General features: G+C 48.9%; 24 protein-coding genes. 15 read left to right on the forward strand and 9 right to left on the reverse strand.

The genetic code is table 11. The features are described 5' to 3' along the window. Positions 1-230: 230 nt before the first annotated feature. The 4 genes from coaE (at position 231) to ACTHMC_RS08905 (ending at position 4,914) form a co-directional block, all read left to right on the forward strand. On the forward strand, positions 231-827 hold the full coding sequence (gene coaE / locus ACTHMC_RS08890) for a dephospho-CoA kinase (protein WP_440412688.1): 597 nt from the start codon (positions 231-233) through the stop codon (positions 825-827). A gap of 68 nt (positions 828-895) precedes the next feature. Further along, entirely contained in the window at positions 896-2,536 is a 1,641-nt protein-coding gene (locus ACTHMC_RS08895) for a M14 family metallopeptidase (protein ID WP_440412689.1), read from the forward strand. 22 nt (positions 2,537-2,558) lie between these two features. Beyond that, on the forward strand, positions 2,559-4,307 hold the full coding sequence (locus ACTHMC_RS08900; RefSeq protein ID WP_440412691.1) for a M14 family metallopeptidase: 1,749 nt from the start codon (positions 2,559-2,561) through the stop codon (positions 4,305-4,307). 16 nt (positions 4,308-4,323) lie between these two features. Further along, entirely contained in the window at positions 4,324-4,914 is a 591-nt protein-coding gene (locus ACTHMC_RS08905; protein ID WP_440412692.1) for a hypothetical protein, read from the forward strand. Between the two features lie 23 nt (positions 4,915-4,937). Here ACTHMC_RS08905 and ACTHMC_RS08910 read toward each other — a convergent pair whose 3' ends face one another. The 3 genes from ACTHMC_RS08910 to ACTHMC_RS08920 all read right to left on the reverse strand — a co-directional run bounded on the left by ACTHMC_RS08910 (position 4,938) and on the right by ACTHMC_RS08920 (position 8,630). Then, positions 4,938-5,951: a type IV toxin-antitoxin system AbiEi family antitoxin gene (locus ACTHMC_RS08910; protein ID WP_440412693.1), complete on the reverse strand. Its 1,014-nt coding sequence runs from the start codon at positions 5,949-5,951 to the stop codon at positions 4,938-4,940. A 129-nt stretch (positions 5,952-6,080) separates the two neighbouring features. Then, complete coding sequence (locus tag ACTHMC_RS08915) at positions 6,081-7,271, reverse strand: pyridoxal phosphate-dependent aminotransferase (protein ID WP_440412695.1); 1,191 nt, start codon at positions 7,269-7,271, stop codon at positions 6,081-6,083. Positions 7,272-7,343: 72 nt separating this feature from the next. Next, positions 7,344-8,630 carry a serine hydrolase gene (locus tag ACTHMC_RS08920; RefSeq protein ID WP_440412696.1) on the reverse strand — a complete coding sequence of 429 codons (1,287 nt, stop codon included), beginning with the start codon at positions 8,628-8,630 and terminating at the stop codon, positions 7,344-7,346. Here ACTHMC_RS08920 and ACTHMC_RS08925 point away from each other — a divergent pair. Both ACTHMC_RS08925 and secDF read left to right on the forward strand, forming a co-directional pair. Beyond that, entirely contained in the window at positions 8,624-8,848 is a 225-nt protein-coding gene (locus ACTHMC_RS08925) for a hypothetical protein (protein WP_440412697.1), read from the forward strand. The genes ACTHMC_RS08920 and ACTHMC_RS08925 overlap by 7 nt on opposite strands. Positions 8,849-8,867: 19 nt before the next feature. Next, positions 8,868-11,933: a protein translocase subunit SecDF gene (secDF, locus tag ACTHMC_RS08930; RefSeq protein WP_440412698.1), complete on the forward strand. Its 3,066-nt coding sequence runs from the start codon at positions 8,868-8,870 to the stop codon at positions 11,931-11,933. Between the two features lie 872 nt (positions 11,934-12,805). Here the strand turns inward: secDF and ACTHMC_RS08935 are convergent. After that, positions 12,806-12,970 (reverse strand): hypothetical protein, encoded by a 165-nt coding sequence (locus tag ACTHMC_RS08935; protein ID WP_440412699.1) that lies wholly within the window; start codon positions 12,968-12,970, stop codon positions 12,806-12,808. Between the two features lie 184 nt (positions 12,971-13,154). On the opposite strand from ACTHMC_RS08935, the gene ACTHMC_RS08940 reads away from it, so the two are divergent. Continuing rightward, entirely contained in the window at positions 13,155-13,760 is a 606-nt protein-coding gene (locus tag ACTHMC_RS08940; protein ID WP_440412701.1) for a DUF1003 domain-containing protein, read from the forward strand. Between the two features lie 17 nt (positions 13,761-13,777). Here ACTHMC_RS08940 and ACTHMC_RS08945 read toward each other — a convergent pair whose 3' ends face one another. Next, entirely contained in the window at positions 13,778-14,104 is a 327-nt protein-coding gene (locus ACTHMC_RS08945) for a hypothetical protein (RefSeq protein ID WP_440412702.1), read from the reverse strand. Positions 14,105-14,394: 290 nt separating this feature from the next. Between ACTHMC_RS08945 and ACTHMC_RS08950 the strand changes: the two genes are divergently transcribed. From ACTHMC_RS08950 to ACTHMC_RS08960, 3 genes are all read left to right on the forward strand, one after another. After that, positions 14,395-15,657 (forward strand): sensor histidine kinase, encoded by a 1,263-nt coding sequence (locus tag ACTHMC_RS08950; RefSeq protein WP_440412703.1) that lies wholly within the window; start codon positions 14,395-14,397, stop codon positions 15,655-15,657. A gap of 11 nt (positions 15,658-15,668) precedes the next feature. Continuing rightward, entirely contained in the window at positions 15,669-16,367 is a 699-nt protein-coding gene (locus ACTHMC_RS08955) for a response regulator transcription factor (protein WP_440412705.1), read from the forward strand. 73 nt (positions 16,368-16,440) lie between these two features. Next, entirely contained in the window at positions 16,441-17,151 is a 711-nt protein-coding gene (locus tag ACTHMC_RS08960) for a DNA alkylation repair protein (protein WP_440412706.1), read from the forward strand. 6 nt (positions 17,152-17,157) lie between these two features. Here the strand turns inward: ACTHMC_RS08960 and ACTHMC_RS08965 are convergent, their stop codons facing one another. Next, positions 17,158-17,502 carry a HesB/IscA family protein gene (locus tag ACTHMC_RS08965; protein WP_440412708.1) on the reverse strand — a complete coding sequence of 115 codons (345 nt, stop codon included), beginning with the start codon at positions 17,500-17,502 and terminating at the stop codon, positions 17,158-17,160. A gap of 63 nt (positions 17,503-17,565) precedes the next feature. Here ACTHMC_RS08965 and ACTHMC_RS08970 point away from each other — a divergent pair, with 63 nt between their 5' ends. From ACTHMC_RS08970 to ACTHMC_RS08990, 5 genes are read left to right on the forward strand one after another with little or no spacing between them, the layout of a single operon-like run. Then, positions 17,566-18,111 carry a DUF7935 family protein gene (locus tag ACTHMC_RS08970; protein ID WP_440412709.1) on the forward strand — a complete coding sequence of 182 codons (546 nt, stop codon included), beginning with the start codon at positions 17,566-17,568 and terminating at the stop codon, positions 18,109-18,111. A gap of 21 nt (positions 18,112-18,132) precedes the next feature. Next, positions 18,133-19,689 (forward strand): acyl-CoA mutase large subunit family protein, encoded by a 1,557-nt coding sequence (locus tag ACTHMC_RS08975; RefSeq protein WP_440412710.1) that lies wholly within the window; start codon positions 18,133-18,135, stop codon positions 19,687-19,689. Positions 19,690-19,749: 60 nt separating this feature from the next. Further along, positions 19,750-20,325: a hypothetical protein gene (locus tag ACTHMC_RS08980; RefSeq protein ID WP_440412711.1), complete on the forward strand. Its 576-nt coding sequence runs from the start codon at positions 19,750-19,752 to the stop codon at positions 20,323-20,325. A 49-nt stretch (positions 20,326-20,374) separates the two neighbouring features. Continuing rightward, positions 20,375-20,929, forward strand: coding sequence for a GNAT family N-acetyltransferase (locus ACTHMC_RS08985; RefSeq protein WP_440412712.1), 555 nt, complete (start codon positions 20,375-20,377; stop codon positions 20,927-20,929). 43 nt (positions 20,930-20,972) lie between these two features. After that, positions 20,973-22,289 carry an amidohydrolase gene (locus ACTHMC_RS08990; RefSeq protein WP_440412713.1) on the forward strand — a complete coding sequence of 439 codons (1,317 nt, stop codon included), beginning with the start codon at positions 20,973-20,975 and terminating at the stop codon, positions 22,287-22,289. Between the two features lie 175 nt (positions 22,290-22,464). On the opposite strand, the gene ACTHMC_RS08995 is transcribed toward ACTHMC_RS08990, so the two are convergent. The 3 genes from ACTHMC_RS08995 to ACTHMC_RS09005 form a co-directional block, all read right to left on the reverse strand. After that, positions 22,465-24,144, reverse strand: a complete 1,680-nt coding sequence (locus ACTHMC_RS08995) for a glutamine--tRNA ligase/YqeY domain fusion protein (RefSeq protein ID WP_440412714.1) — start codon at positions 24,142-24,144, stop codon at positions 22,465-22,467. Between the two features lie 247 nt (positions 24,145-24,391). Then, complete coding sequence (locus ACTHMC_RS09000) at positions 24,392-25,057, reverse strand: YggS family pyridoxal phosphate-dependent enzyme (RefSeq protein WP_440412715.1); 666 nt, start codon at positions 25,055-25,057, stop codon at positions 24,392-24,394. An 87-nt stretch (positions 25,058-25,144) separates the two neighbouring features. After that, positions 25,145-26,299 carry an acyl-CoA dehydrogenase gene (locus ACTHMC_RS09005; RefSeq protein ID WP_440412716.1) on the reverse strand — a complete coding sequence of 385 codons (1,155 nt, stop codon included), beginning with the start codon at positions 26,297-26,299 and terminating at the stop codon, positions 25,145-25,147. Between the last annotated feature and the right edge of the window lie 158 nt (positions 26,300-26,457).

Below are 26,457 nucleotides of genomic sequence, written 5' to 3' on the forward strand. Positions count from 1 at the left end.
AAATAGAATTCCGAGAAGTCCGAGCGAGCAGAGATAACTTTTCATTGTTAACATGATACAGGTTTAGAGAGTAATAATATGGGCTGATCGCCGCCAAAATATTTATTAAATTCTTATTCTGACAGTAATTCCGGTTAATTATTGCACCACATACCCAATAACCTTAGTTTATAATCATCTCCGGTGCATTGTTGTTGATCATTATTTACATTTCCATTAAATTGCAGACCATGTTAAGCGTTGGCATCACCGGCGGTATCGGCTCAGGCAAAAGCACTGTTGCGCGCATCTTCGAAGTGCTGGGCATTCCCGTGTATTATGCCGATGATGCCGCCAAACGCCTCATGAATGAAGATGCCTCGCTGCGCGAAGCCATCATCGCTGCCTTCGGACCGGAAACCTATACCAACGGCATTCTCAACCGGAGCGTGCTTTCTTCCATCGTTTTCAATGACAAGGAAAAACTGGAGCAACTCAATGCCCTCGTGCACCCCGCTACCATCCGCAATGGCGAGAACTGGATGCGCTCCCAAACCACTCCCTACGCCATCAAGGAAGCAGCCATCTTTTTCGAGAGCGGCTCGCATGCCGGACTGGACCTGATCATTGGCGTGTACGCCCCTGCGGCACTCCGCATTCATCGGGCCATGCAGCGCGACAATATCACCCGTGAAGCCGTGCAGGAACGCATGAACAGGCAGATCCAGGAAGAGATAAAGATGCGCTTGTGCGACTACGTTATAGTGAACGATGAACAGCAGGCCGTTCTTCCCCAGGTACTTTCCCTGCATAAACAACTGATCGAAATGGCGGCTCAGAAACGCTGATTGCCTTTCATCATTTCCATTTGCAGCCTGTAGCTTTTACCGTTATATTTAATCTCAAATTTTACTGCATGAGAAAAGCCCTGACAGCCCTCACGCTGTGCAGCCTGCCTCTATTGCTGGCAGCGCAGTCTCCTGCTGATTATTCCAATCATCAGCAACAATCCCGGCGGATACAATCTCTTCAGACAGCTTACCCCAACCTGGTGAATCTGAAATCCATAACCAGAACAACTGGAGGCAAAGATATCTGGATGATCACCATCGGAACTGCTCCCGCTGCTGCCAAACCGGCCATTGCCGTAGTGGGCGGCGTGGAAGGCCACCACCTGCTGGGCTCCGAACTGGCCCTGGGATTTGCAGAAAACCTGCTCGCAGGCAGCAGCACGGATTCCATCCGGCAATTGCTTGCCCGCACTACCTTTTACGTTTTCCCGAATATGAGCCCGGACGCCTCCGAACAATACTTCGCTAAACTGAAGTACGAACGTCAGGGGAATGCCACCGCTACGGATGACGACAGGGACGGCAGGCTCAACGAAGATGCTTTTGACGACCTCGATAATAATGGAAAGATCACACTCATGCGCGTGGAATCTCCTATCGGTGATTACAAGCCACATCCCGATGATGCACGTGTGCTCATCAAAGCCGATCCGTTAAAAGGAGAAAAAGGGATCTACCTGCTCTACACCGAAGGAACGGATAACGACAAAGACGGACGGTTCAACGAAGACGGTGAAGGTGGCGTATGGTTCAACAGGAACTTCACACATAATTATCCCCCCTTCATTCCCGGCTCCGGTGAGTTTGCCGTATCGGAAATTGAAACGCGTGCGCTGCTGGATCAGCTCTACGAGCTCTTCAATGTGTATGCAGTGGTGAGTTTCGGTACCAATAACAACCTCTCCTCCCCTGTTACTTATAATGCCGCTGCCGCCACTCAGAAGATCGTAAATGGCTGGCAGGAAGCCGATGTAAAGGTCAATGGAACCGTATCCGACCTCTACAATAAAACGGTCGTTTTAAAAGATGCGCCAAAAACCAGTCCGGCTGGCGGCGATTTCCTCAGCTGGGCTTATTATCACTATGCTCGTTATAGCTTCAGCACACCGGGTTGGGCAGTACCGAAAGTAAAACCGGACACTGCTAAAAAAGAGAAAGCACTATCCGTAGATGACGCTGCTGCCAATTACCTGCGCTGGGCTGCCCAGCAGGGTATCAGCAATACTTTTACAGAATGGAAAACAGTCAGCCATCCTGATTTCCCGCAACAGAAAGTGGAAGTGGGTGGGCTCAATCCTTATGTACTTCTCAATCCTCCATACAAACTGGTACCTGCTATCGTGCAGCAACATACGAACTTCCTGGTGAAACTGGCTGCCCTGCAACCAACACTGGAACTGCTGAACATTAAAACGGAAAAAGTGGCGGCAGGTCTCACCCGCATTACGGTGGATGTGGCTAATAAAGGATTACTGGCCTCGCATACCAAACTGGGAGAGCGCAACTATTTCACCAAACGCATTCAGGTGAAGGTGAATACCAATCCCAATCAGCAGGTGATCAGCGGCCGTAAGAACCAACTGCTCGGATCGCTGGAAGGTAATGGCAGCACGCAACTCAGCTGGCTGATCAAAGGCAGTGGCAAAATCACCATCGATGTGAACTGCCCTACCACCGGAAACATAAGCAGCAATATCAACCTGTAGTATCATCCACAAATTCTGAATCATGACATTCAATATAAAGACCGCATTCCTGTTTCCTGTAACACTGGCCCTGGGCCTTTGTGTACAGGCACAGCAACCCAACCAGGTTTTCAAGGCATCCGGCACACCGGTGAACCCCAAAGTACCCGTCAGCTGGAACCGGTACAATGATTATGCAGCCATCACCGAGATCTGCAAAAAACTGGCGGCAGCACATCCCGGTCTCTGCCGCATTGAATCCCTCGGCAAATCATTCCAGGGAAAAGAGCTCTGGTGCCTCACCATCTCCGATTTCAAAAAAGGAGACCCCAACCGCAAACCGGCAATGTACATCGATGGAAATATCCACTCGAATGAGGTGCAGGGCAGCGAATTTGCCATGTACACAGCCTGGTACCTGCTGGAATCCTTTGCTGACAATACTTTCATCCAGGAACTCCTGGCCGATAAAACATTTTACATTGTTCCCACCATCAACCCGGATGCCCGGGATTATTTCTTCCATGAGCCCAATACAGCCCACTCCCCACGTTCCGGTCTCATCCCCATCGATAACGATCGTGATGGCAGCATAGATGAAGATCCTTATGATGATCTTGACAAAGATGGCAGCATCACCATGATGCGCCGCAAAAATCCCAATGGCCGCTGGAAACAGGATCCGCAAGACCCAAGGAAAATGATACAGCCAGGCCCCGAAGAAAAAGGAGAATATGATATCCTCGGACCGGAAGGCATCGACAATGATGGAGACGGCTTGGTGAATGAAGATGCGCCCACGCATCAGTATGATCCTAACCGCGACTGGGGCTGGAACTGGCAGCCCAATCCCATCCAGGGTGGCGCTTACAAATATCCTTTCTCACTGCCCGAGAACCGTGCTGTGATGGAGTTTGTGATGAAGCATCCCAATATCGCGGCAGCCCAATCCTATCACAACGCCGGTGGCATGATCCTTCGCGGTCCTGGTGCAGCAGAAGACATCGGTACCTACAATGCAGCAGATATCGCCATCTATGATTTCCTGGCTAAAAAAGGAGAAAGCCTCATGCCCGGATACCGCTACCTGGTAGTGTATAAAGATATGTACTCCGTGTATGGCGGGGAACTGGACTGGTTCTATGGCGGCCGCGGTATTTACACCTTCTCCAACGAGCTCTGGACGGGCTACCTGATGTTCAACAAGGGCAGCGACGACGCCCCTCCTTCTGCCGACCCTTCGTATACATTTGACCGTTACCTGCTCTTCAAAGATGCATTCGTGGAGTGGAAACCTTTTGATCATCCGCAATATGGGAAGATCGAGATCGGTGGCTTCAAGAAAAATTTCGGTCGCATGCACCCGGGCTTCCTGCTGGAGGCCGATGCCCACCGCAATATGAGCTTCAGCGTGTTTCATTGCTATCAGACACCCAAACTCAGCATAGATTCAATTATGGAAAAAGACCTGGGAGACGGGATGAAAGAAATAACTGCCATTGTTTCCAATCAGCGCATGATCCCAACCCATGCCAGCCAGGATCTGAAGTATAAGATCGAAGTACCGGATAAAATTTCGCTGACAGGCGCTACTGTACTGGCAGGCATGATCGTGGAGAATATGGACCTTAACATAACAAAAGAGCAAACCCAGAACCCGGCAGTGATTGAAGTGCCGAATATTGCGGGGATGAGTACGGTTACCGTGAGGTGGCTGGTGAAAGGAAACAGCGGGTACACGGTAACAGTGGATAGTAAGAAAGGCGGTACGGTAAACAGGAAGAAAAGCTGATTTTAATTATAGAAAGATGGGAATTTTATCAAAGTTCAAATCACTACTCAAGTCAAAGGATGAGTTTATAAATGCTCCCCTGGTAATACCAGATGCAGTATATCGCAACCAGTTTCTTAACCGGAGAGAATGGATGGGGCAATTTGTAATAAACGAGAAAACACTTTTCAGAATTACTTATTATGGACAGCTTCACGAAAGGCACACTAACCTGATCACAGGGACCTCATTTGCTCCAGCCTTGTTAATCGCCACTGAGCCAGTATCAGGAATAGGCTTTACACTGTATGATGGATGCAAACATGGATATAATGCGCTCTTCGCTGAGGAGTTTACGCAGGAGCAGGTTAGCAATCGTCCGATAGATTCAATATACAAAGACGAAGAAGGAAATGATTTATTCGAGTTACACATGAAACTCAAATTCAATTTCAAATACGATGAGGAAATGGGAGATGACGTAGACGAAGATGGGATGATTGAATTGCCTGACGGCCGGAAACTGGCATTCGATGCCGTTAAACAGGATGGCTTCGACTCCATCATCATTCTTGGAAAAAATCCATCAGGAAAAGTCAGACCAATACTGATGGAAGAATCAGCTTAAAAAAATCGCATACCGGCTTTACACTAAAAATGATACATATTCTTCAAATGCAACGCCGCTTCCCTCGTCCGGCTTTGCAGACTGGCCGCTAATTCCGCATACACCAGCAATTCCGGTACACATTGCTGCTGGCTGGACACAATCTGTTCTTCATTCCAGAATGGACTGAGTATTTCCAGTTCACCTTGTGGGTCGGGCATGATATGGAATTGCTTTACCAGTTCCTGCACAGGCAGTGAACTGTAAATAGTGAAGTTCTCAGGTTGCAGAAAGCCGGTAAGGATATAGGCGGCCGTTTCCCCACTCCACCTGGCCTGCCGCATATCTTTTGCAGGCCGGACTCCGCCCTGCGGCGATTCTTCAAACCGGAATCTGCCGTAGGAGATCTTCGGACGAAGGTGGCTCTGGAAATTCCCGATCCACCGGCTCAGTAATATATCCCGGTTTTCCAGCACAAGCCCGCTTTCCGTCTTTTTGATGAATCCTTCACTTTCCATTTCTTTCAGCAAGGGCCCCACCATGCCCAGGGCAATGGTACTGTGCTGTCCGATGCTCCGGTACGATTGATTGAGCAGACCTGGTTTGGCCAGGATGGCAAATACCAGTTTCAGTCCGGCTGTTTTCCAGAGCTTGCCCCGGTCCGGCAATCGCTGGGCTGTTACCGGATTATCGTTTATATATAATAGTAATGACCTGTATTTGATGAAACAATTTCCGGAGGCATCCAGGTAGTTCACGCCATTCTGTTTGAGCAGTGCGCGGTTGGGTTTGCTGATATATTGGGAAACGAGTATACGTCCACGTGACCGGGTAGCATTCCTGCTTAAGAATACACCAACGTATTCACCGCGGATCTCGTTCTTTATCTCCGTCTGCAGCTCATAGGTAGTGCCTCCTTCAATATTGATGGAAATTCCCTGTACAGTGGCTGGTTTCTTTCTGCCGGCTGCCGCTGAAGCGGGCAGCTTCTGTACTTTAAGTCCAGATTGCAGGGTAAGGTGCTGAATCGCAACCTGCAATACATCATTATCTTTCATAAACCGGGGTCAGTTGTTCAGTTTTTAGGGATGTTCATGATTCATGAACGGCTAAATTTATTGAACATCTCCGTACTGCACAAAAAAACCCCGGAGTTTCCGGGGTTTGTATCAATATCATTCAGCTGATTATTTCAGTTTTGCAAGTGCTTCGCTGATGCGCTTCCATCCTTCTTCGATCTTCTGCATGCTGTTGGCAAAAGAGATACGGATACAGCTGGGCTCACCGAATGCGCGGCCTGTTACTGTAGATACATGCGCATTGTTGAGCAGGTACATACAGAGATCGTCTGCATCCTTGATGGTTTCATTGCCATCGCTCTTTCCGAAGTAAGAACTTACAATGGGGAATACATAGAATGCTCCATCGGGCTCGGCCAGTTGCAGGCCGGGGATAGCAGCGATGATCTCGAGCACCCTCTTCTTTCTTCTTCCGAACTCTTCCACCATTTCCTGTGTAGGACGGAGATCGGTAGTGAGCGCCACGATAGCAGCACGCTGTGTGATACTGTTGGTGCCGCTGGTGAACTGGCCCTGCAGTTTTTCACAGGCTTTCACCACATCGGGGTGAGCGGCAATGAAACCGAGGCGGTAGCCGGTCATGGCGAAACCTTTACTCAGACCGTTGATGATGATCACTCGGTCTTTCAGGTCTTCAAACTGAGCGATGCTCTCGTGCTTGCCCACGAAGTTGATGTACTCATAGATCTCATCAGAGAGGATGAATACATTGGGGAATTTGCGGAACACTTCTGCCAGCCCTTCCAGTTCAGCTTTGCTGTACACGGAACCACTGGGGTTACAGGGAGAGGAGAAGATGAACAGTCTTGTTTTATCAGTAAGCGCTGCTTCGAGTTGAGCAGGTGTGATCTTGTATTTGTTCTCAAAAGAAGTGGGAACCAGTTTGCATACACCTTCTCCGAGCTTAACGATCTCGGAATAGGTAACCCAGTAGGGAGTGGGGATCACTACTTCATCACCCTTACTCACGGTGGCGAACACTACGTTGGCCAGGCTCTGCTTGGCACCGGTAGAAACAATGATGTTCTCAGCTTTGTAATCCAGGTTATTGTCGCGCTTCAGCTTGAAACAAACTGCTTCACGCAGATCAGGGTAACCGGCCACTGGTGTGTAATGGCTGTAGTTGTCGTCAATTGCTTTCTTGGCAGCCTCTTTGATGTGCTCAGGAGTGTCGAAATCGGGTTCGCCCAAACTCAGGTCAATTACATCGAAGCCTTTGGCGCGCAGTTCGCGGCCGAGCTTTGCCATTTTCAACGTTTCTGGTTCGTTGAAAAGGTTCAAACGGGATGATAGTTGCATAATGTTTGTCTGTTGCTTGCTTTACGTGAACCGCAAAAGTAATGCATAACCCGTAATCGCACTTTCAAATCCTTACTTATCATACAACAATTTGAACTCATTCAAATCAGGCGTTATTTTCCGCTCTCTTTTTGATTCATATTCATAAATAACACGTCCGAGGTTCTTCATGAAGGGAAAACCGATGGTCTCATAATCATATTTACTGTCGTTGAACACGCCATCCTGGTTGCTGAGGATGGTTGCAGACAACATGAATTCGATATTCTTTTCAAAGTCGGCAAAGTAGGCCACATCCACCAGAAAACCGTATGCATCGCCGATCTTGTTGAAGATGCGGAACTGTTTGGGCAGGCTTCCCTTCTCTCCTCCATAGAACAGGAATTTGCAGAAAGCGTCCTGGAAATTTCCATCATATGATGGATACAGGCTCTCCTGGGGATACTGGCTCATGTATTTCCATACAAAGCGGTAATCATCCGCTTCAATATTGAAGCGCTGCTGCTCGCCCACTGCCTGGGGAAAGAGCACGGCTTTGAGGATACCGGTCAGGTCTTCCAGGCTGATGCGGTTCTTCCGGCTGAAGTCGAACGGCTCATTGACAATGCGGCCATTCCTTTCAAATCCTTTCCCCAGCAGGTCGTGGCGCTGAAGAGGCGCCAGGGTGCTTACCTGCATGGGCTGGTGCAGCAGGGTGTCCCCTCGGGGACCCAGGAAGGTAACGGGATTGGTATGCCGGTTCTCGTCCTGGTTCATCACCACTTCCAGGTGGTGGATGATCTCGGCGGAGGTATATCCTTTCTTCCGGAGCTCTTCATTGAGGTACTGCTGGCCCAGGAATTCATAAAGCCGGTTGTACGCATCATTATCACTTACCATGAATATCTTCCTGATGTACTGGGCGATATTGGGCTTTCCGTCCGGTGTGGTGGGGTCATTTAACACAGGGGTCTGCTTGTGGTAAGCACTGTCTGTGATCATGGTGGTATACTTATCCAGCCCGTTGACCTTCAGTTCGCGGAGGCGCTGGAGGGCCAGGAGGGCGGTGGGCATTTTAACCGTGCTGGCGGGATAAAAGTACCGGTTGGGGTCTGTCTGATAATAATATGGAGTGAAAACCGGCATATTATTCGGGCCGCGGTTGATCTGGGTATAGATGATCTGCACCCTGAATTCATCGGGTTTACGCAGGATGGAGTCGAAATACTGCGGGTATTGCCGTAAAATGGAAAGCAGCAGGGAGTCTGTCTTGCCAATGGGCACTTCGGCCGGAATTACAGGCGGGGGCTGGGTTACAGCGGCTTCTTCGATGCGCTTTTCCGATAGCTGTTTTATCTCTTTCTGGTGCTTGCATGACAAAAAAAGATAAGAGGATAAGCAAATCAGAGCCAGAACACGTATTTTCATTGCCGAAAATTACAAAATCCACGCAAAGTTTGATAACAGTTGCAGGTCATATTGAAATTGGTTCTGAAGCGGCCGGAAAGCCCGTTCGTACAGGAGTTTTATACCCCTCAGGCAGCCTGATTTTCGTATTTCCGATTCTGCCTGAAAACCCTATCTTTGCCAACTCCTAAAAAAATAAACAACACTGAAATGAGAGCACTGGTTAGCATTTTTACTGCCCTTTTAATAGGCATCTCGCTGTACCAGCTTTCTTTTACCTGGTTCGTCAACAAGCACGAAAAGGCCATGGGTGAGAAAGCCTTGCAGCAGATCAAAAGAGCCTACCCAACAGCCACAACGAAGTACCCGGGCGACAAAGAAGCTGCTGCAATTTACCAGGACACTCTGGACCAACTGCTGAGAATCCGTAAGCAGGAGCTGCTCGACAGCACTGCCGACACCAAGATCACATGGTGGGGACAGACTTACCAGAAAGCTAAAGAAAGCGAACTCCTGCTTGGTCTCGATCTTCAGGGTGGTATCAACGTAACGATGGATATCGCACTGGACGGACTGATCAAGGGACTGGCCAATAACCCAAAAGATCCTCAGATCGTAAAGGCTATTGAAGAAGCCAACAGACTGAAGCTGACCAGTGACCAGAACTATATCACGCTCTTTGGTGAAGCCTTCAAAAAAGTGAATGCCGGCTCCCGCCTGGCCACACACTTCGCCAACCCCAATAATAAACTCTCTTCCACTGCGAGCGATAACCAGGTTATCAATTTCATCAACGAGCAGGCTAACAATGCCATGGCCCAGACCTACCAGGTTCTGAGAAAGCGTATCGATAAATTCGGTGTTGCCCAGCCTACCATCAGCCTGGATGAAACCAAAGGAATCATCACGGTGGAACTGGCCGGCGCCAGCGATCCTGAAAGAGTAAGGAAATACCTGCAATCAACCGCTAACCTGCAATTCTGGGAGATCTACACCCTGGAGCAGATCGCTGGTTCACTGCAGGCTGCCGACAAAACACTCGAAGGCTACCTCGCCGGTGGCAACAAAGTGGACTCACTCGGTAACATCATCGCAGACACATCAGCTTCTTCAAAAGTGGATTCCTCCAAAATGAACCCGCTCTTCCAGAAACTGTTCCCTGCTCAGCCTCAGCCTGATCCACAGTCTGGCCGCGTATCTTATTACAGCTTTATCGGAACATCACGTCTGCAGGATACCGGCGTAGTGAACAGCTACCTCAGCATCCCCGCAGTTCGCAATAACTTCCCCGGTAACGTGAAATTCCTGTGGGGCAAACAGGAAAGGAATGCCAATGGCACCCTGGTTCCTGCCCTCAACCTCTACGCTATCAAAACCATCCCTGGTAAAGAAGGCGCAGAACTGGAAGGAAATGCTATCGAAGATGCCAAACAGGAATTCGATCCTGTGACCAACGAAGTAACCGTTACCATGGCTATGACGCCTGCAGGCTCCAGCACATGGGCACGTATGACTGAAAAGAATATCGGAAAGCCAATCGCTATTGTGCTCGACGATATCGTTTATACAGCACCGAACGTACAGCAGAAGATCGACGGTGGTAACTCACGTATCACCATGGGCCGCGGTACTCAGAACCGTAACCTGGTGATCGAAGAAGCACAGGACATCGCCAACATCCTGAAATCCGGTAAGCTCGAAGCGCCTGCCAAGATCGTTCAGGAGCAGGTGGTAGGTCCTACCCTCGGTCAGGCTGCCGTTAAAGGTGGTATGCTCTCTTTCGCCATCTCTTTCGCTGTTATCTTCATCCTGATGGTGGTGTATTATAACACCGGCGGCTGGGTGGCTAATATCGCCCTTATCCTCAACCTGCTCTTCACCGTGGGTGTGCTCAGCGCCATGGGTGCCACGCTCACCGCTCCGGGTATCGCAGGTCTGGTACTCACCATCGGTATTGCGGTTGACACCAACGTACTGATCTTCGAACGTATCAAGGAAGAACTTACCAAGGGTAAGAGCTATCAACAGGCTGTGATCGACGGTTACAAGCGCTCCATGGCGCCTGTGTTCGATGCCCACATCACCAACCTGCTGACCGCTATCATCCTGTTCTACTTCGGTCTCGGTCCTGTACTCGGTTTCGCTACCACTCAGATCATCGGTATCATCCTGTCGCTCTTCTGCGGTATCCTGGTATCAAGGCTGATCAGCGATTTCTGGACAAGAAAGAACCGTCACTTCAACTATTTCACGCCGCTGAGCCGCAAGGTATTCAAGCATGCCGCCTACAAGTTCATCGAGCTGCGCAAGAAAACATATATCGTTTCCTTCGTGATCCTGGCTCTTGGTATCGGTGCGCTGATCAACGGTTTCAAATATGGTGTTGAATTCTCCGGTGGCCGCAGCTACGTGGTAAAATTCGATAAGCCAACCAGCCCTGAGCCTGTTCGTCACGCGCTGGAGCAAGCCTTCCAGGCTACCCCTGTAGTGAAAACCTACGGTGCTACCAACCAGCTTGACATCACCACCGACTACCTGATCAACCAGGCCGGTACTATTGGTGACTCTGCCGTTCAGAACAAACTGTACGAAGGTCTCCAGCCATTCCTGAAACCAGGTACCACCAAAGAAGAATTCGCTTCCAAATATGTACAGGGCTTCAAACGCGTAGATGCCACCATCTCCGATGACCTTAAGAAAGGCGCACAGTGGGCCACTTTCTGGAGTCTGTTCATCATTGCAGCGTATATCCTGCTCCGCTTCCGCGACTGGAGGTATTCACTCGGTACCATCGTAGGTCTGTTGCACGACGTACTGGTAACCCTGATCGTATTCTCCTTCCTGAAAGATGTGATGCCGTTCTCCCTGGAAGTTGACCAGCACTTCATTGCTGCGATCCTGACGGTGATTGGTTTTTCCATGAACGACAAGGTGATTGTGTTTGACCGTATCCGCGAATACAGCCGCGAGATGATCGGTGCAGACAAGACCACCATCATCAATAAAGCCATCAATGATACACTGAGCCGTACCATCATGACGAGCTTCACGGTATTCCTCACTATCCTCATCCTGTTCCTGGTAGGTGGTGAAGTAACCAAGGGCTTTGCCTTCGCGATGCTGGTAGGTGTGCTCACTGGTGTATATTCTTCCATCTTTGTATCTGCGCCGATCCTGGTTGACTTTGCTAAAGACAAACCACTCGGTGAAGTTCCCAAGGCCAATACAACAGCTGCTCCGGTAAAACCGAAAGCGCCTGTTGCAAGGAAAGCCTAAGACCATAACTTACTGATCTATATCGCCCCGGGGAATCACTCCGGGGCTTTTTTGTTGTTTTTGGGGCTTTTGCTGGTGAGGGGTATGGAAACGCGGCTGGAAAACATACCCACACCTTTGTGTTCTTTGATTGAGCTTTAGTGGGGAATGTCTAGGCTGTGGTGCAATGCCGGGCATGAGCAACGTATGTTTTCGAGGCCGCTCTTCCCATACCCGCTCCCCAGCGTCAGCCCCGGTCTCCACGTATGCATCAACGTTATAAAACGGATCACCTGCAATCACCCCGGAGAGATGGGTATAGATCATCGCCTCCCATGCCAGCGCATTTATCCATAGCCGGACTTGCAGCACTGATCTCCTGGAGGCCCCCCCTTCCATTACTGTAAAAACCGAAACTCATAGATCCACTGTAATATTTACTCCGGGTGACGCACTCTTCCCCTCTCTCCTCCCCCCAATGCAGTAGGGGCACAACGTCGGGTGATACATTGACACTGCCGCACCTCCGGGGAGGGCTGCAGTGGGATATGCAGGAGCGGTCTTCAAAACATACGATCCCTACGCCCGGCCCAGCACCACAGCCCCAACATACCCCACCACAGCTCAATCAAAGAACACAAAGGTGTGGGTATGTTTTACAACCGCCCCTGCATATTCCCCTGCAGCCTACAGCCCATCAACCCCATCAACCCCATCAACCCCATCAGCCCCATCAACCCCATCAACCCCATCAACCCAATCAACCCAATCAACCCAATCAACCCAATCAACCGAAAAAAACACCTTCTCCCCGCCCTTCCTGCAAATAAAAAAACGCCGTACTTATCCCTGTACGACGTTCTAAAAAACCCCTAATACAAACCTTCTTTATGCTATTTACCTGCTGGCTTCGCCGCCTGTTGATGTTTTTTGTGATGTGAATGCTTTGCCGTTTTTTCTGTCTTTGCCTTTTTCTGTGTAGTGGCAGGTGTGGTCTGGGCTGTGGCCAATCCTGTCATTGCTAATACTAAACCTGCTGCAATCAAAAACTTTTTCATCTTCTGTACGATTTAATATGAATGAATTGATGACACCATAAAGCTATCCATTATTATTTCCGTGCAACGTTTTTACGGCCTGCTTAACCGGGGCTTAACGAGTGTTAACGGCTGGCTAACAGAACATTTCAGGGCTGTTCACTTGTGGCGCTGAAACAGTAACTTCATAATAAATTGAACAGCTATGAAACCGGAAAAAACGAAGTATATCCATAACCTTCTCGATACGGAAAATGATCACCTGAAGAAACTGCATGAAATAGTTTGCCAGGCTGTGGAGCAGGAGAAACTTATACTGGAGAAAATAGAGAAGCCCGTTGCGGAAAAACTGACTACCGGTCAGCGTATCGCAGACAAGGTGGCCCGGTTCGGAGGTAGCTGGAAATTCATCCTGACCTTCATGGGGATATTGCTGCTGTGGATCATTTACAACCTCAACCTGCCCGTGGAGAAAAGGTTTGACCCCTATCCTTTCATTCTGCTGAACCTGGTATTAAGTTGCCTGGCTGCAGTGCAGGCGCCGGTGATCATGATGAGCCAGAACAGAACGGAGGAGAAGGACCGCAAAAGGAATGAGAATGACTATATCGTGAACCTGAAGGCGGAGATAGAAATACGTACCCTGCACCAGAAAATGGATCTGTTACTGGAAGAACAGTTCAAGAAACTGATGGAGGCGCAGGCAGACCAGATCAAATTGCTGCAGTCGCTGCTCAAGGAGGAATACAAAAAGAATATGCAGACAGGGAACATAAAAAAAGCGCCGCCCGCAGAGGACGGCGCAGCATGACGCTGTTAAAACCAACCTTAGTTCTTTTTCTTATTTTCTTTAAAACGTTTGTCAGGAGTACCGTCCTTTTTCTTATGCACTGTGGTATCAGCAGCCACCTTATTAGCCTTGTAACGCTTGTCGGGCGTTCCGTCTTTCTTTGCAGGACCTGCCTTTTGTGATGGTGCCGGCTTCGCCACTTCGGGCGCTGTTGTTCCGGTAGATTCCTGCTTGGCCTGCCTGGACGACTTGGCGACAGGAGCCGTTGCGGTATTGTCCTTCTTTTTGCCTGACTGCCTGGTCTGCGCAAATGAAACTGTTGAAATTGTTAAGAGCATTGCGAAGGCCAACATGAGCTTTTTCATAGTTACACTATTTTAAGGATTGAGAATGAACTGACAAAATAATAAGTATTTTTTAAAAAGCCGCCCCCCGGAGAGGGCGGCAGACAAATCAACCTGGTTCTAACTAACACATGACTGTTTATTACCATTGAAATGACTATATAAATCTATTCATTGAAATTGTCTTTTTTTGTTTTTCAGGCCCCCTTAACCGGGACTTAACAGGTGTTAAGCAGATGTTGTTTGAACCTTAAAAAAATGAAATATCCATAATGAGCAGCAAATTTGCCTTTGGTACATATTTAGACGGTATGCGTTCAAAAACCCTCAAATGGCTGGTGCTGACCGCTACGCTGCTCATCATTGTGATCGTAGGCGTTCAGTTGTTCTGGCTAAATAAGATATACTCCCTCGAACAAAAGACTTTCAACATCAATGTGGTGAAGAGTATCCGGGGACTTTATGAAGATGTGAACCTCATTGATTCGCAGGTCAATCATTTACAGGACTTCATTGAACATCCTTCACCGGACTATTTCCTGTTCCGGACAGGATCCAGTTATGAGAAAGACTCCCTGATCTGGTATCTCAAAGATGAGCTCAATGATTTTGATGTGCTCACAGATGCGCATGTAGGCTTCTACAATGCCGGCACCAAAAGCTTCAGCTCACGGGAATACATACCCGCTCCTGCCGCCAGGTATGATCCCGTGATCAATCCGTTCCCACAGTATGAAAGACCACATAATTACGTACTTATCTATTTTCCTCATCGCAACAGGTATGTGCTCAGCCAGATGAATTTCTGGTTCATCAGCAGCGCCATCCTTTTTATTGTGCTCATCGGCCTTGCCGTAAGCCTCTTCTATTTCTACCGCCAGAAATTCCTGGCGGAGATCCAGAAAGACTTTGTGAATAATTTCACCCATGAATTCAAAACACCGCTGGCAGTAATGAAGATATCTTCCGATGTGCTGCTGCAGGAAAAGATCCTGCAACAACCGGAGCGCCTGCACCAATATGCCATGATCATCCAGAACCAGACCATGCACCTGCAGAAGCAGGTGGAGCGGCTGTTACAGGTGGCTACTACAGAGCGCAGGGAACTACCGATCCAGAAAAGAACGGTGGAACTGAACGAAATGGTGCAGGAGGCCATCGCCAAGATCCAGCCACTTGCCCAGGAAAAAAAGGCCGTGCTGGAACTGGAACTGCCGGAACAGGAAACGGAAGTGCAGGCAGACCGCGCCCACCTGGAACTGGCGGTGGTGAACCTGCTGGAAAACGCCCTGAAATATGCGCCGGACCCAAGGATTATTGTCAGCGCAGGTAAGGAAAATGATCATATATTTATTTCGGTGAAGGACAATGGTATCGGCATCGACAAGAAATACCATAAGAGACTATTCGAGAAATTCTACCGCGTGCCTACCGGCGACGTTCACAATGTGAAAGGTTTCGGATTAGGGCTGAGCTTCGTGAAACGCATCATCGATGCACACCATGGCGAAATCACCATCAATAGTATCCCGGGCATCGGGACCGAATTCAAACTGCTCCTGCCCGCTCATTAAAAAACTGGTCTATGCAATCAAAAAAAATACAAGTACTGCTGGCTGAAGATGACCTCTCACTGGGTTATGTGATCAAGGACAATCTTACAGAAGCAGGATATGATGTGAAACTATATGCAGATGGGCAGTCTGCTATCGACAGCTTTGATAAGGCAGAAGTGGATATCTGTCTGCTGGATGTGATGATGCCTTTTAAAGATGGATTCACCGTGGCCAAGAAGATCCGACAGCAGAGCGATGTGGTACCCATCCTCTTCATCACCGCAAAATCCATGGAAGAAGACCGGATAAAGGGATTTCTTACCGGAGCAGACGATTATATTGTAAAACCTTTCAGTATGCAGGAACTGCTGCTACGCATGGATGTATTTATCCGCCGCACCCGCAAACTGCATGCAGACCAGGTACAGGAATACCAATTCGGAAACCTCCGTTTTTCTTATACAGATCTCAGACTTTATTCACCCGTGGAAGAGCATACCCTCACACAGAAAGAAGCCGACCTGCTCAAGTTCCTCTGTGAACATGCCAACCGCATTCTCAAAAGAGAAGAAGTTCTGCTGAATGTCTGGGGCAAGGACGATTATTTCCTCGGCCGGAGTATGGACGTATTCATGACCAAACTCCGCAAATACTTCAAAGCAGACCCCACTGTAGTGCTGGAAACCATCCATGGGGTGGGCTTCCGCTTCAATGCCAACCTTGGCTGATCAGCCTTTCCCGCATGTGCAAAATTCCGTAACTTGATGTTGCAGCCCTTCTGCTGCCCCTCAATTTATTGCCATGACCGTAACACAGATCCTCACTCAGCTCGAAGAACTGGGTACACCCCAGATCAAAAAGATCCTCCTGAAACATGGGGCCCGGGAACCTTTATTCGGAGTGAAAGTGGAAGACATCAAAAAATTGCAGAAACAGATCAAAGGAGATATACAGTCTATTGCCCTGGAGCTGTATGATACGGGCAATGCAGACGCCATGTATCTCGCAGGGCTGATGGCAAACGGAGCAAAGATGTCTGAGAAGGACCTGCAGCACTGGGTGAATAATGCCAACTCTCCTGCCCTCAGCGAATACACCGTTCCCTGGGTTACATCGGAACATCCGGATGCCTGGGCCATTGCCATGAAATGGATCGATTCGAAAAAGGAAAGGACAGCCGCTGCCGGATGGAACACGCTTGCAGGATTATTATCGCTGAAAGCGGATGAACAGCTGGATCTCGCTGTCATCAGGCAATTGATGGAAAGAGTGAAAGACAATATCCAGGCAGCACCTGACCGTGTACGTTATACCATGAATGGCTTCATTATTTCAGCAGGGTCCTATGTGGAAGCGCTGACGGCTGAAGCCCTGCTGCTGGCCAGGAAGATCGGGGTAATTACCATCAACATGAATGGCACTGCCTGCAAAGTGCCCTTTGCCCCGGATTATATCCTGAAGGTCAAAGACCGGGGCTCCATCGGTAAAAAGAAGAAAACGATAAAGTGCTAGGAATATCTAAACGGAGAATGAACTTCCGCAGCCGCAGGTCTTGCTGGCATTCGGATTCTCGAAAACAAACCCTCTCGCATTCAGTCCATTTTCCCAATCGATCTGCATCCCCGTCAGATACAGCCCGTGTGAAGGGTTCATGATAAAGGTAAATCCCTCGAAATCGTACAGGGCGTCGCCTTCCATCATCTGGTCGAACCCAAGCAGGTAGCTGAATCCGGAGCAACCGCCACCCTTCACACCTACCCGCAGCATCAGGTTACCATCAAATCCGGGATCGGCCATCAGGCGCCTGATTTCAGCAATTGCACCGGGGGTGAACAACACAGGAGAAGCATTTTTCGTTTCCATAAATACAAAAATACGACTACCCTTTATTTTATTACATTTGTTGCACCTAAAAAACGACCCTGAATGACTTTATCGAACACGGAATTGTTCCTTTCGCTGGTGATTGCATTTGGCCTGGGCGGCACCCTGGCCTTTATGTTCTGGAAACAAAGAAAGGAAATGAAAGCGCTGATAGAGAAGAAAAGAGCCGGAAAAGCGGAAGATGACAAGCAGGCGGCCAATGTACAGGCCATGCAACTGGCAGCTTATGAGCGACTGATCCTGCTTACAGACCGTATTGCCCTTCCCAACCTGATCAACCGGGTGAACCAGCCCGGCATCGATGCCCGCACCATGCAGCAGGTCCTTACCCTCAATATCAAACAGGAATTTGAACATAATGTTACCCAGCAGATCTATGTTTCCGCCGAATCATGGGATGCCGTGCGTAACCTGAAAGATCAGAATATCCTTATCATCAATCAGGTGGCCAGTTTCCTGCCGGCAGACGCCAGTGGGCAGGACCTCAACCGCGCCCTCCTGGAAATGCTCATGCAGAACCCCAAAGCCACCCTCCACAATGTGGTATCGGATGTGCTCAGCTTCGAGGCGAAGAAACTGATGAACTAAGGAGAAATAACAACGATTGCTATGTCAGAAGAAAAAAAAGTGCTTACAGACAGTGGGATTGAAATAAAGAGACTATACACCAATCCGGTGCCGATGAACGAACAGCCCGGAGAGTTTCCTTTCACCCGCGGCGTTCAACCGGACATGTACCGCGGCAAACTCTGGACCATGCGCCAGTATGCCGGTTTCAGCACCGCCGAAGAAAGTAATAAAAGATACCATTACCTGCTCTCACAGGGCGTGATGGGCCTCAGCGTGGCCTTTGACCTGCCCACACAGATCGGGTACGACAGTGACCATGCGCTCGCAGAAGGAGAAGTAGGAAAAGTGGGGGTGGCCATCGACAGCCTGGAAGACATGCAGATCCTTTTCAAAGGGATCAAACTGGAAGATGTTTCCACCTCCATGACCATCAACGCCACCGGCTTCATCCTGCTGGCATTTTATGTGGCACTGGCCAAACAGCAGGGTGCAGACCTGAAGAAGATCTCAGGCACCATTCAGAACGATATCCTCAAAGAATACGCTGCGCGCGGTACCTATATCTATCCACCCAAGCCGAGCATGCGCATCATCACCGATATTTTCGAGTGGTGCAGCCAGGAAGTTCCAAAATGGAACACTATCTCCATTTCGGGTTACCATATCCGTGAGGCCGGCAGCACAGCCGTACAGGAGATCGCATTCACCCTGTCTAACGGTCGTGCCTATGTGAAAGCGGCTTTGGAAAAAGGTTTGGACATCAATGTATTTGGAAAACGGTTATCCTTTTTCTTCAACGCACACAATAATCTTTTTGAAGAAGTGGCCAAATTCCGCGCTGCACGCCGGATGTGGGCTACCATGATGAAGGAACTGGGCGCAACCGATCCGCGTGCACAGATGCTTCGCTTCCATACGCAGACAGGCGGCAGCACGCTCACCGCGCAGCAGCCGCTCAACAATATTGCCCGTGTAACCGTACAGACCATGTCGGCTGTACTGGGCGGCACTCAATCCCTTCACACCAACGGGTACGATGAAGCATTGAGCCTGCCTACAGAAGAGGCAGCGCGCATTGCCCTCCGCACCCAACAGGTAGTGGCCTTCGAAAGCGGCCTGGCCGATACAGTGGACCCTCTCGCAGGTTCCTATTATGTGGAAGCCCTCACAAATGAGGTGGAAGAAGAGGCCTGGAAGCTCATCCACCGCATCGATGCAATGGGTGGCAGCGTGAGCGCCATCGAGCAGGGTTTCATCCAGGATGAGATTGCACGCAGCGCTTATAATTACCAGCGCGATATCGAGAAAGGTGAGAAGATCATCGTGGGCGTGAACAAGTTCCAGGTGAAAGAAACAGATTCCATCCCCGTATTCAAAATAGACGACTCCATCAGGCACCTGCAGTCCGAAAAACTGGCCAGCCTCCGCAAACGCAGGGACAATGCCCAGGTTGATCAGAAACTGCAACTGCTTTCCGATGCCGCTTCCAGTGGCGAGAATATCATGCCTGCCGTGCTGGAGGCCGTAGAGCATCTTTGCACGCTGGGCGAGATTGCAGATACGCTGAGGGAAGTGTTTGGAGAGTACAGGGGGTAATAACAATTTGGTTTATTCCTACACCAGGCTCAGATTTCCATATTTTTACTATTTTACTGTATGCCTTCCGAATTTACGTTCTCCAGGTACCGCGTAAAAGGTATGTATTTCAACGACCTTGGCATCTCTGTTCAGGATGGAGAGAAGTTCGATATTTATGAGAATGGCGTATTAACAGGAACATTGATTGACGATGATAGCATGGTAATTGGTCTGTTCAGAGCTGGTAAAACATTCATATCAAAGAAAAGGTCATTCTTCTCAAGTCCCTATAAATTCGAAATGATTGATGATGTCGGGCAATCCTTTGCCAGTGGAGAAACAGACAATGACTCTAATGAATATTTTATCAGGTTCGCAGACCAGCAAATCACTTTCAATTTAAGTGAACGACGTAACCCGTACTCCCACAGCAAGTACCGGATGACTGCTGAGTTTTATATCGGAGGAGATGTATTCTGCGAAATAGATTACAAGCCTTTCCCTGCTGAAGGCGGCTGGTTCAAAAAGAATTTTGGCAGCTCAGCATTCAAAGGTGTCATTCGCTGTTCTGAAGGGCTTGACCAGAACTACATCCTGGGCTTCCTATTATTGCTGAACCGGAAAATTGCTGTGGAAGGCCCCAAACTGGGGTAACAGAACCTTCTCTCTCTTTTTAGGTCTTTTCTTTTTTGTAAATTTCCATATGCCTTACCATACCACAACCGTTAGCACAGAACAGCAGTTACAACTGATCCTGCAACTTCAGCAGGAAAACCTGCGCACGAATATCTCCGCTGAAACCCAGCAGGAACAGGGCTTTGTTTCCCTGGAACACTCACTGCCTGTATTAAAACAAATGCACAATATCGCTCCCAGCGTGATTGCCCTCGACCGGGATCAACTGGCAGGTTATGCCCTCACCATGCCCCGGGAATGCCGCACCATCGTACCTGATCTGGAGCCCATGTTCAGCTCCTTCGATCAAACGCCCTGGAATGGCCGCCCCCTCAGTGAGTTCCGGTTTTATGTAATGGGACAGATCTGCGTGGCTGAAGCCTGGCGAGGACAGGGAGTTTTTGACGCCCTCTACCAGCAGCATAAAACAAGTTACAGCAAGGATTTCGACTGCATCGTCACTGAGATAGCCACCCGCAACCTTCGCTCCATGCGCGCCCACGAGCGTGTGGGTTTCAAAACCATCCATATCCACCAGGATGAATTGGACGAATGGGCCGTTGTGCTCTGGGATTGGAGCTAAAGAAATTTTTGAGTACATTCAGCATACCAAAATCTGAATGCACATGCAGAAAATTGTACCGGTAGCTTCCCTCCTGCTCTTGCTGATCCCGTTCATCACTAACGTTGATGCACAACCGATAACAGCCGGCATACATTCCAAAGCAGAAGCTTTAAAGCCTCAACTCATTGAATGGAGAAGGCATATTCATCAGCACCCCGAGCTCAGCAACCGTGAAGTAAAGACTGCAGAATATATAGCTCAGATCCTTCGTTCATTTGGACTGGAAGTACAGACCGGCATTGCTAAAACCGGCGTGGTAGCTATTCTCAAAGGCGGCAGACCCGGTCCTGTAGTGGCTTTGAGAGCAGATATGGATGCATTGCCAGTGAAAGAAAGAGTTGATATACCATTCAAATCCACCGTTACAGCAGATTACCTGGGACAAACCGTTCCCGTAATGCATGCCTGTGGGCACGACAGCCATATCTCCATGTTGTTGGGTGCTGCACAGATCCTGTCCGGTATGAAGAAAGATATTCCAGGTACCGTGAAGTTCATTTTCCAACCCGCAGAAGAAGGCCCTCCCGGTGATGAAGAAGGCGGTGCGCCCCTGATGGTAAAAGAGGGCGTAATGGACAACCCGAAAGTAGACGCGGTTTTCGGTATGCATATCCAATCCGATATTGAAGTAGGCAAACTGCAATATAAGCCCGGCGCATTCATGGCATCCTCAGACTGGTTCACTATCCAGGTGAAAGGCAAACAATCACATGGCTCACAACCCTGGAAAGGCGTCGATCCTATTGTGGCAGCCACTGCCATCATCAATGGCCTGCAAACCATCGTCAGCCGCCAGTCCGAGCTCACAAAAGCTCCCGTAGTTATTACTGTAGGAAAATTCAACAGCGGCGTGCGCCCGAATATCATGCCCGAAGAAGCATTACTGGAAGGTACCATCAGAACTCTCGACAGTAAGATGCAGCAGGAAACACATGATCGCATCCGCAAGATGGCAACCGGCATTGCCGCTACTTATGGTGCTTCAGCCGATGTACATATCGATACCAAAACACTGGTAACCTATAACGATCCCGCTTTGGTGAAAAAGATGCTGCCTTCCCTGGAAACTGCCGCAGGCAAAGACAATGTAAGTGAAAGAGAATGGGTAACAGGAGCAGAAGATTTCTCTTTTTATGGAACGAAGGCTCCCGCTTTCTTCTTTTACATCGGAGGCATGCCCAAAGGCAGCGATAAATCAAAAGCACCGCCACACCATACTCCTGATTTTTATATCGATGACAGCCAGCTTGACCTCGGTGTAAAAACCTTCTGCCAGCTGGTGTTCGACTATGCCAGACTACAGGCTGCATCCAAATGAAATGGGAATCGTTTAACAATGCAAACTGTAATAAACTGACCGTGGGCCATACCAACGATAAAACCTAATCATATGCAGCAAACAAAACAGGAATGGCAAACCAGGCTGAAATCTGGAGAAAACAAAAAAAGCCGCTCCCTCCGGAAGCGGCCATTGTATTTTTATAAGCGCTTACTTATCCTTTTTTCTGTTCTTTCGCCCATCCATCCTTCAGCGTCACTGTTCTGTTGAACACCATCCTGTCCTCACTGGTATCTTTATCCAGACAGAAATACCCTTTACGCAGGAACTGGTAACGGTCATCGAATTTCGCTTTCATCAACGCCGGCTCCGCATAAGCGGCACCGATAGTAACCAGTGAATCAGGATTGATGCTCTCGGTATACGGCTTATCATCGCTCAGCATGTCTTCCACCTTGAACAGGCGGTCGTACAGGCGCAGCTCGCAGCTGATAGCTGTGGGAACGCTTACCCAGTGCAGGGTTCCCTTCACGTTGATACCGGATGTGTCGGAACCACTCTTGCTCTCGGGGATATAAGAACACCTGAGCTCAGTGATATTGCCTTCAGCATCCTTGATCACTTCATCACATTTGATGATGTAAGCGCTTTTCAGGCGCACCATCTGACCAGGAGCCAACCGGAAGAACTTTTTCGGAGCCACTTCCATGAAATCTTCCTTTTCGATATACAGTTCACGGCTGAAAGGGATCTCACGGCTGCCTGCCGTTGGATCTTCAGGATTGTCTTCGCTCATCACCACTTCAGACTGACCTTCCGGATAATTGGTGATCACCACTTTCAGCGGATCGAACACCACCATCCGGCGCAGTGCGATCTTGTTCAGGTGCTCACGGATACAGAATTCCAGCAGGCTCATCTCAATGAGGCTGTCGCGCTTCACCACTCCGATCTTATCGCAGAGCTCACGGATGGATTCCGGCGTGTAGCCTCTGCGGCGCAGACCGGCAATGGTGATCATGCGGGGATCGTCCCAGCCAGTCACATATTTTTCAGCTACCAGTTGTTTGAGCTTGCGCTTGCTCATCACATTGTAAGTGAGGTTGAGGCGGGCGAACTCGTACTGATGACTCGGGAAAATATTCAGTTTCTCGATGAACCATTCATACAAAGGACGGTGCGGAATGAATTCCAGGGTACAGATAGAATGTGTGATATGCTCAATGGAATCGCTTTGTCCGTGTGCAAAATCATACATCGGGTAGATGCACCATTTATCACCAGTACGGTGATGGTGTGCATGTTTGATGCGATACATGATCGGATCACGGAAATGCATATTCGAAGAAGCCATATCGATCTTCGCACGCAATACTTTCTCTCCGTCTTTGTATTTACCTGCTTTCATTTCTTCAAACAACTGCAGGTTCTCCTGGATGCTTCTTTCGGAGAATTTATTGCGGACGCCGGGTTCAGTAGGCGTTCCTTTCTGTGCAGCGATCTCTTCAGCCGTGGAATCGTCTACATAAGCCAGGCCAGCCTTGATAAGCTGCACAGCGAACTCGTAAAATTTATCGAAATAATCGGATGCGTACAGTTCGTTGGCCCACTGGAATCCCAGCCACTGTACATCAGCTTTGATGCTGTCTACATATTCAGTGTCCTCTGTAACAGGGTTGGTATCGTCGAAACGGAGGTTGGTCTTGCCACCATATTTGAGGCCAAGACCGAAATTCAGGCAGATGCTCTTCGCATGCCCGATGTGCAAATAGCCGTTAGGTTCCGGCGGAAAACGGGTGGTGATGGAAGTGTATTTACCTGATTTCAGGTCCTCTTCTATGATCTCCTCCAGGAAATTGCGGCTCTTTTCTGCTTCTTTTAGTGTCTCTGTCATTGTCCCTTATTGCTTTAAGTGCTATGCTGCGAATTTACACTTTCCCGCCGGGCTGACCAAAGCCGGAACTGACTGATCCTCAAAAGCAAAAAGAGCTGTAGAAACAGCTCCTTACCATTAATCAATAACCTATGAAAAACACTATTTAATTACAGGAGTAAAAGTAATATCCGGCTGTCAGGAGCCATAACTTATTCGACGTTTGACCCCAAAATGCGGTTGAATGGATTTTTTTGTACGATGATTATCAGTTGCGTGCGCCAAAAAGCAGGCTTCCGATACGTACCATATTGGACCCTTCTTCGATAGCCAGCGGATAATCCCCGCTCATTCCGAACGATAGTGTTTTCAGTTGAATATTTTCTGTGATATGAGGAGCCCAGCGATCAGCCAGTACCTTTAAAGTTCTGAATTCAGCCCGCACCACTTCGGGATCGCTGGAAAAAGAAGCCATGCCCATCAGGCCTTCGATCCTGATATTTTTGAACGAAGCTGTTTCCGGAGCAGTCAGTACTGCCTCCAGTTCCGCAGCATCCAGTCCGAACTTGCTCTCTTCCTTTGCGATATATACCTGCAACAGCACAGGGATCACCCGGCCCAGTTTAGCAGCCTGCTTATCAATCTCTTTCAGCAATTTCTGACTGTCTACCCCATGGATCAGATGTACAAAAGGCGCAATGTATTTTACCTTGTTGGATTGCAGGTGCCCGATAAAATGCCAGCGGATATCCGCAGGCAGCAGGGGTTGCTTCTCCACTACTTCCTGCACATAGTTCTCTCCGAAATCCCTTTGGCCCAGGTCATAGAGTTTTTTGATATCGGGTACGGGTTTGATCTTGGATACGGCCACCAGGGTAATATTCTTCCGGCTCAGCTCTTCCGTTAATTGTTGATATGCAGCAGTGTTCACCATTTTTCGGGAATTGAAGGAGCAAAGCTAGGGGAAATAAAAAAGGCCAGCCATTGCGGCCGGCCAATTTATCTTTTCAAACACACAGATTTATTTCAGGATAGAACGACCGATCACAATGCGCTGTACTTCAGAAGTACCTTCATAGATCTGGGTGATCTTGGCATCGCGCATGAGGCGCTCCACATGATATTCTTTTACATAACCGTAGCCACCATGGATCTGAACGGCTTCAACGGTGGTCCACATAGCTGTTTCACTGGCAAATACTTTGGCCATTGAAGAGCTGAGTGCATAACCCTGGTGCTGGTCCTTATCCCAGGCAGCGCGCAGGCAAAGCAGTCTGGCTGCCTCAATACGGGTTGCCATATCGGCGAGCTTGAACTGGATAGCCTGGTGATGCATGATCTCCTTGCCGAAAGCCTTTCTTTCTTTGGCATATTTCAGGCTCAGCTCATAGGCGCCGCTGGCAATACCAAGAGCCTGGGAGGCAATACCAATGCGGCCTCCGGACAATGTCTTCATGGCAAAAGTGAATCCGAACCCATCTTCACCGATGCGGTTCTCTTTGGGAACTTTCACATCATTGAACATGATGGTATGGGTGTCGCTTCCGCGGATACCGAGTTTATTTTCTTTGGCTGCTACCACAACGCCGGGCCAGTTCTTTTCAACAATGAAGCAGTTGATACCCTTACTGCCTTTGGCAACATCTGTCTGCGCCATTACCAGGTAAACGGATGCAGAAGAACCGTTGGTGATCCAGTTCTTTGTTCCATTGAGAAGATAGTGATCCCCCATGTCTTCCGCAGTAGTGCGTTGTGAAGTGGCGTCGCTGCCAGCTTCCGGCTCACTCAGCAGAAAGGCCCCGATATAGAGTTTTCCATCTTTACGGCCCTGTGCCAGTGGGGTGAGGTATTTTTGTTTCTGCTCTTCATTACCATAAGCTTCCAGGCCCCAGGATACCAGGCTGTTGTTTACGCTCATACATACGCTGACGCTGGCGTCGATCTTACTGATCTCTTCCATGGCCAGTACATAGCTAACGGTATCCAGACCGGAACCACCGTATTTGGGATCAACCATCATTCCCATAAAACCTAATTCGGCCAGTTTGTAAACCTGATCGTAAGGGAATTTCTGGTGCTCATCCCGCTCGATAACGCCGGGTAAACATTCCTGCTGCGCAAAATCACGCGCAGCCTGACGGATCATCTGTTGCTCTTCTGATAATTGAAACTGCATAGTGTCTCTTTGTCTTTGTTTTTAATGACGGAGCACAAATATAGTAGAGATGGGTTAATCTACTAACAATTGTTCGTTTTTTTCAGGAAAGTCTTGTTATCTTTAGGTAGTATACGCTACTGTCATGTCTTCCAAAACCAGAAAACCCCAGGTGATTC

Origin of the sequence: Pseudobacter sp. (assembly GCF_051955275.1) — a bacterium.
In the GTDB taxonomy this organism is placed as follows: domain Bacteria; phylum Bacteroidota; class Bacteroidia; order Chitinophagales; family Chitinophagaceae; genus Pseudobacter.

Bases quoted from the DNA above. Each gene is read 5' to 3' on its own strand.
- coaE (WP_440412688.1), top strand. From the start codon at position 231: ATGTTAAGCGTTGGCATCACCGGCGGTATCGGCTCAGGCAAAAGCACT.
- ACTHMC_RS08895 (WP_440412689.1), top strand. From the start codon at position 896: ATGAGAAAAGCCCTGACAGCCCTCACGCTGTGCAGCCTGCCTCTATTG.
- ACTHMC_RS08900 (WP_440412691.1), top strand. From the start codon at position 2,559: ATGACATTCAATATAAAGACCGCATTCCTGTTTCCTGTAACACTGGCC.
- ACTHMC_RS08905 (WP_440412692.1), top strand. From the start codon at position 4,324: ATGGGAATTTTATCAAAGTTCAAATCACTACTCAAGTCAAAGGATGAG.
- ACTHMC_RS08910 (WP_440412693.1), bottom strand. From the start codon at position 5,951: ATGAAAGATAATGATGTATTGCAGGTTGCGATTCAGCACCTTACCCTG.
- ACTHMC_RS08915 (WP_440412695.1), bottom strand. From the start codon at position 7,271: ATGCAACTATCATCCCGTTTGAACCTTTTCAACGAACCAGAAACGTTG.
- ACTHMC_RS08925 (WP_440412697.1), top strand. From the start codon at position 8,624: ATGACAAAAAAAGATAAGAGGATAAGCAAATCAGAGCCAGAACACGTA.
- secDF (WP_440412698.1), top strand. From the start codon at position 8,868: ATGAGAGCACTGGTTAGCATTTTTACTGCCCTTTTAATAGGCATCTCG.
- ACTHMC_RS08935 (WP_440412699.1), bottom strand. From the start codon at position 12,970: ATGAAAAAGTTTTTGATTGCAGCAGGTTTAGTATTAGCAATGACAGGA.
- ACTHMC_RS08940 (WP_440412701.1), top strand. From the start codon at position 13,155: ATGAAACCGGAAAAAACGAAGTATATCCATAACCTTCTCGATACGGAA.
- ACTHMC_RS08945 (WP_440412702.1), bottom strand. From the start codon at position 14,104: ATGAAAAAGCTCATGTTGGCCTTCGCAATGCTCTTAACAATTTCAACA.
- ACTHMC_RS08950 (WP_440412703.1), top strand. From the start codon at position 14,395: ATGCGTTCAAAAACCCTCAAATGGCTGGTGCTGACCGCTACGCTGCTC.
- ACTHMC_RS08955 (WP_440412705.1), top strand. From the start codon at position 15,669: ATGCAATCAAAAAAAATACAAGTACTGCTGGCTGAAGATGACCTCTCA.
- ACTHMC_RS08960 (WP_440412706.1), top strand. From the start codon at position 16,441: ATGACCGTAACACAGATCCTCACTCAGCTCGAAGAACTGGGTACACCC.
- ACTHMC_RS08965 (WP_440412708.1), bottom strand. From the start codon at position 17,502: ATGGAAACGAAAAATGCTTCTCCTGTGTTGTTCACCCCCGGTGCAATT.
- ACTHMC_RS08970 (WP_440412709.1), top strand. From the start codon at position 17,566: ATGACTTTATCGAACACGGAATTGTTCCTTTCGCTGGTGATTGCATTT.
- ACTHMC_RS08975 (WP_440412710.1), top strand. From the start codon at position 18,133: ATGTCAGAAGAAAAAAAAGTGCTTACAGACAGTGGGATTGAAATAAAG.
- ACTHMC_RS08980 (WP_440412711.1), top strand. From the start codon at position 19,750: ATGCCTTCCGAATTTACGTTCTCCAGGTACCGCGTAAAAGGTATGTAT.
- ACTHMC_RS08985 (WP_440412712.1), top strand. From the start codon at position 20,375: ATGCCTTACCATACCACAACCGTTAGCACAGAACAGCAGTTACAACTG.
- ACTHMC_RS08990 (WP_440412713.1), top strand. From the start codon at position 20,973: ATGCAGAAAATTGTACCGGTAGCTTCCCTCCTGCTCTTGCTGATCCCG.
- ACTHMC_RS08995 (WP_440412714.1), bottom strand. From the start codon at position 24,144: ATGACAGAGACACTAAAAGAAGCAGAAAAGAGCCGCAATTTCCTGGAG.
- ACTHMC_RS09000 (WP_440412715.1), bottom strand. From the start codon at position 25,057: ATGGTGAACACTGCTGCATATCAACAATTAACGGAAGAGCTGAGCCGG.
- ACTHMC_RS09005 (WP_440412716.1), bottom strand. From the start codon at position 26,299: ATGCAGTTTCAATTATCAGAAGAGCAACAGATGATCCGTCAGGCTGCG.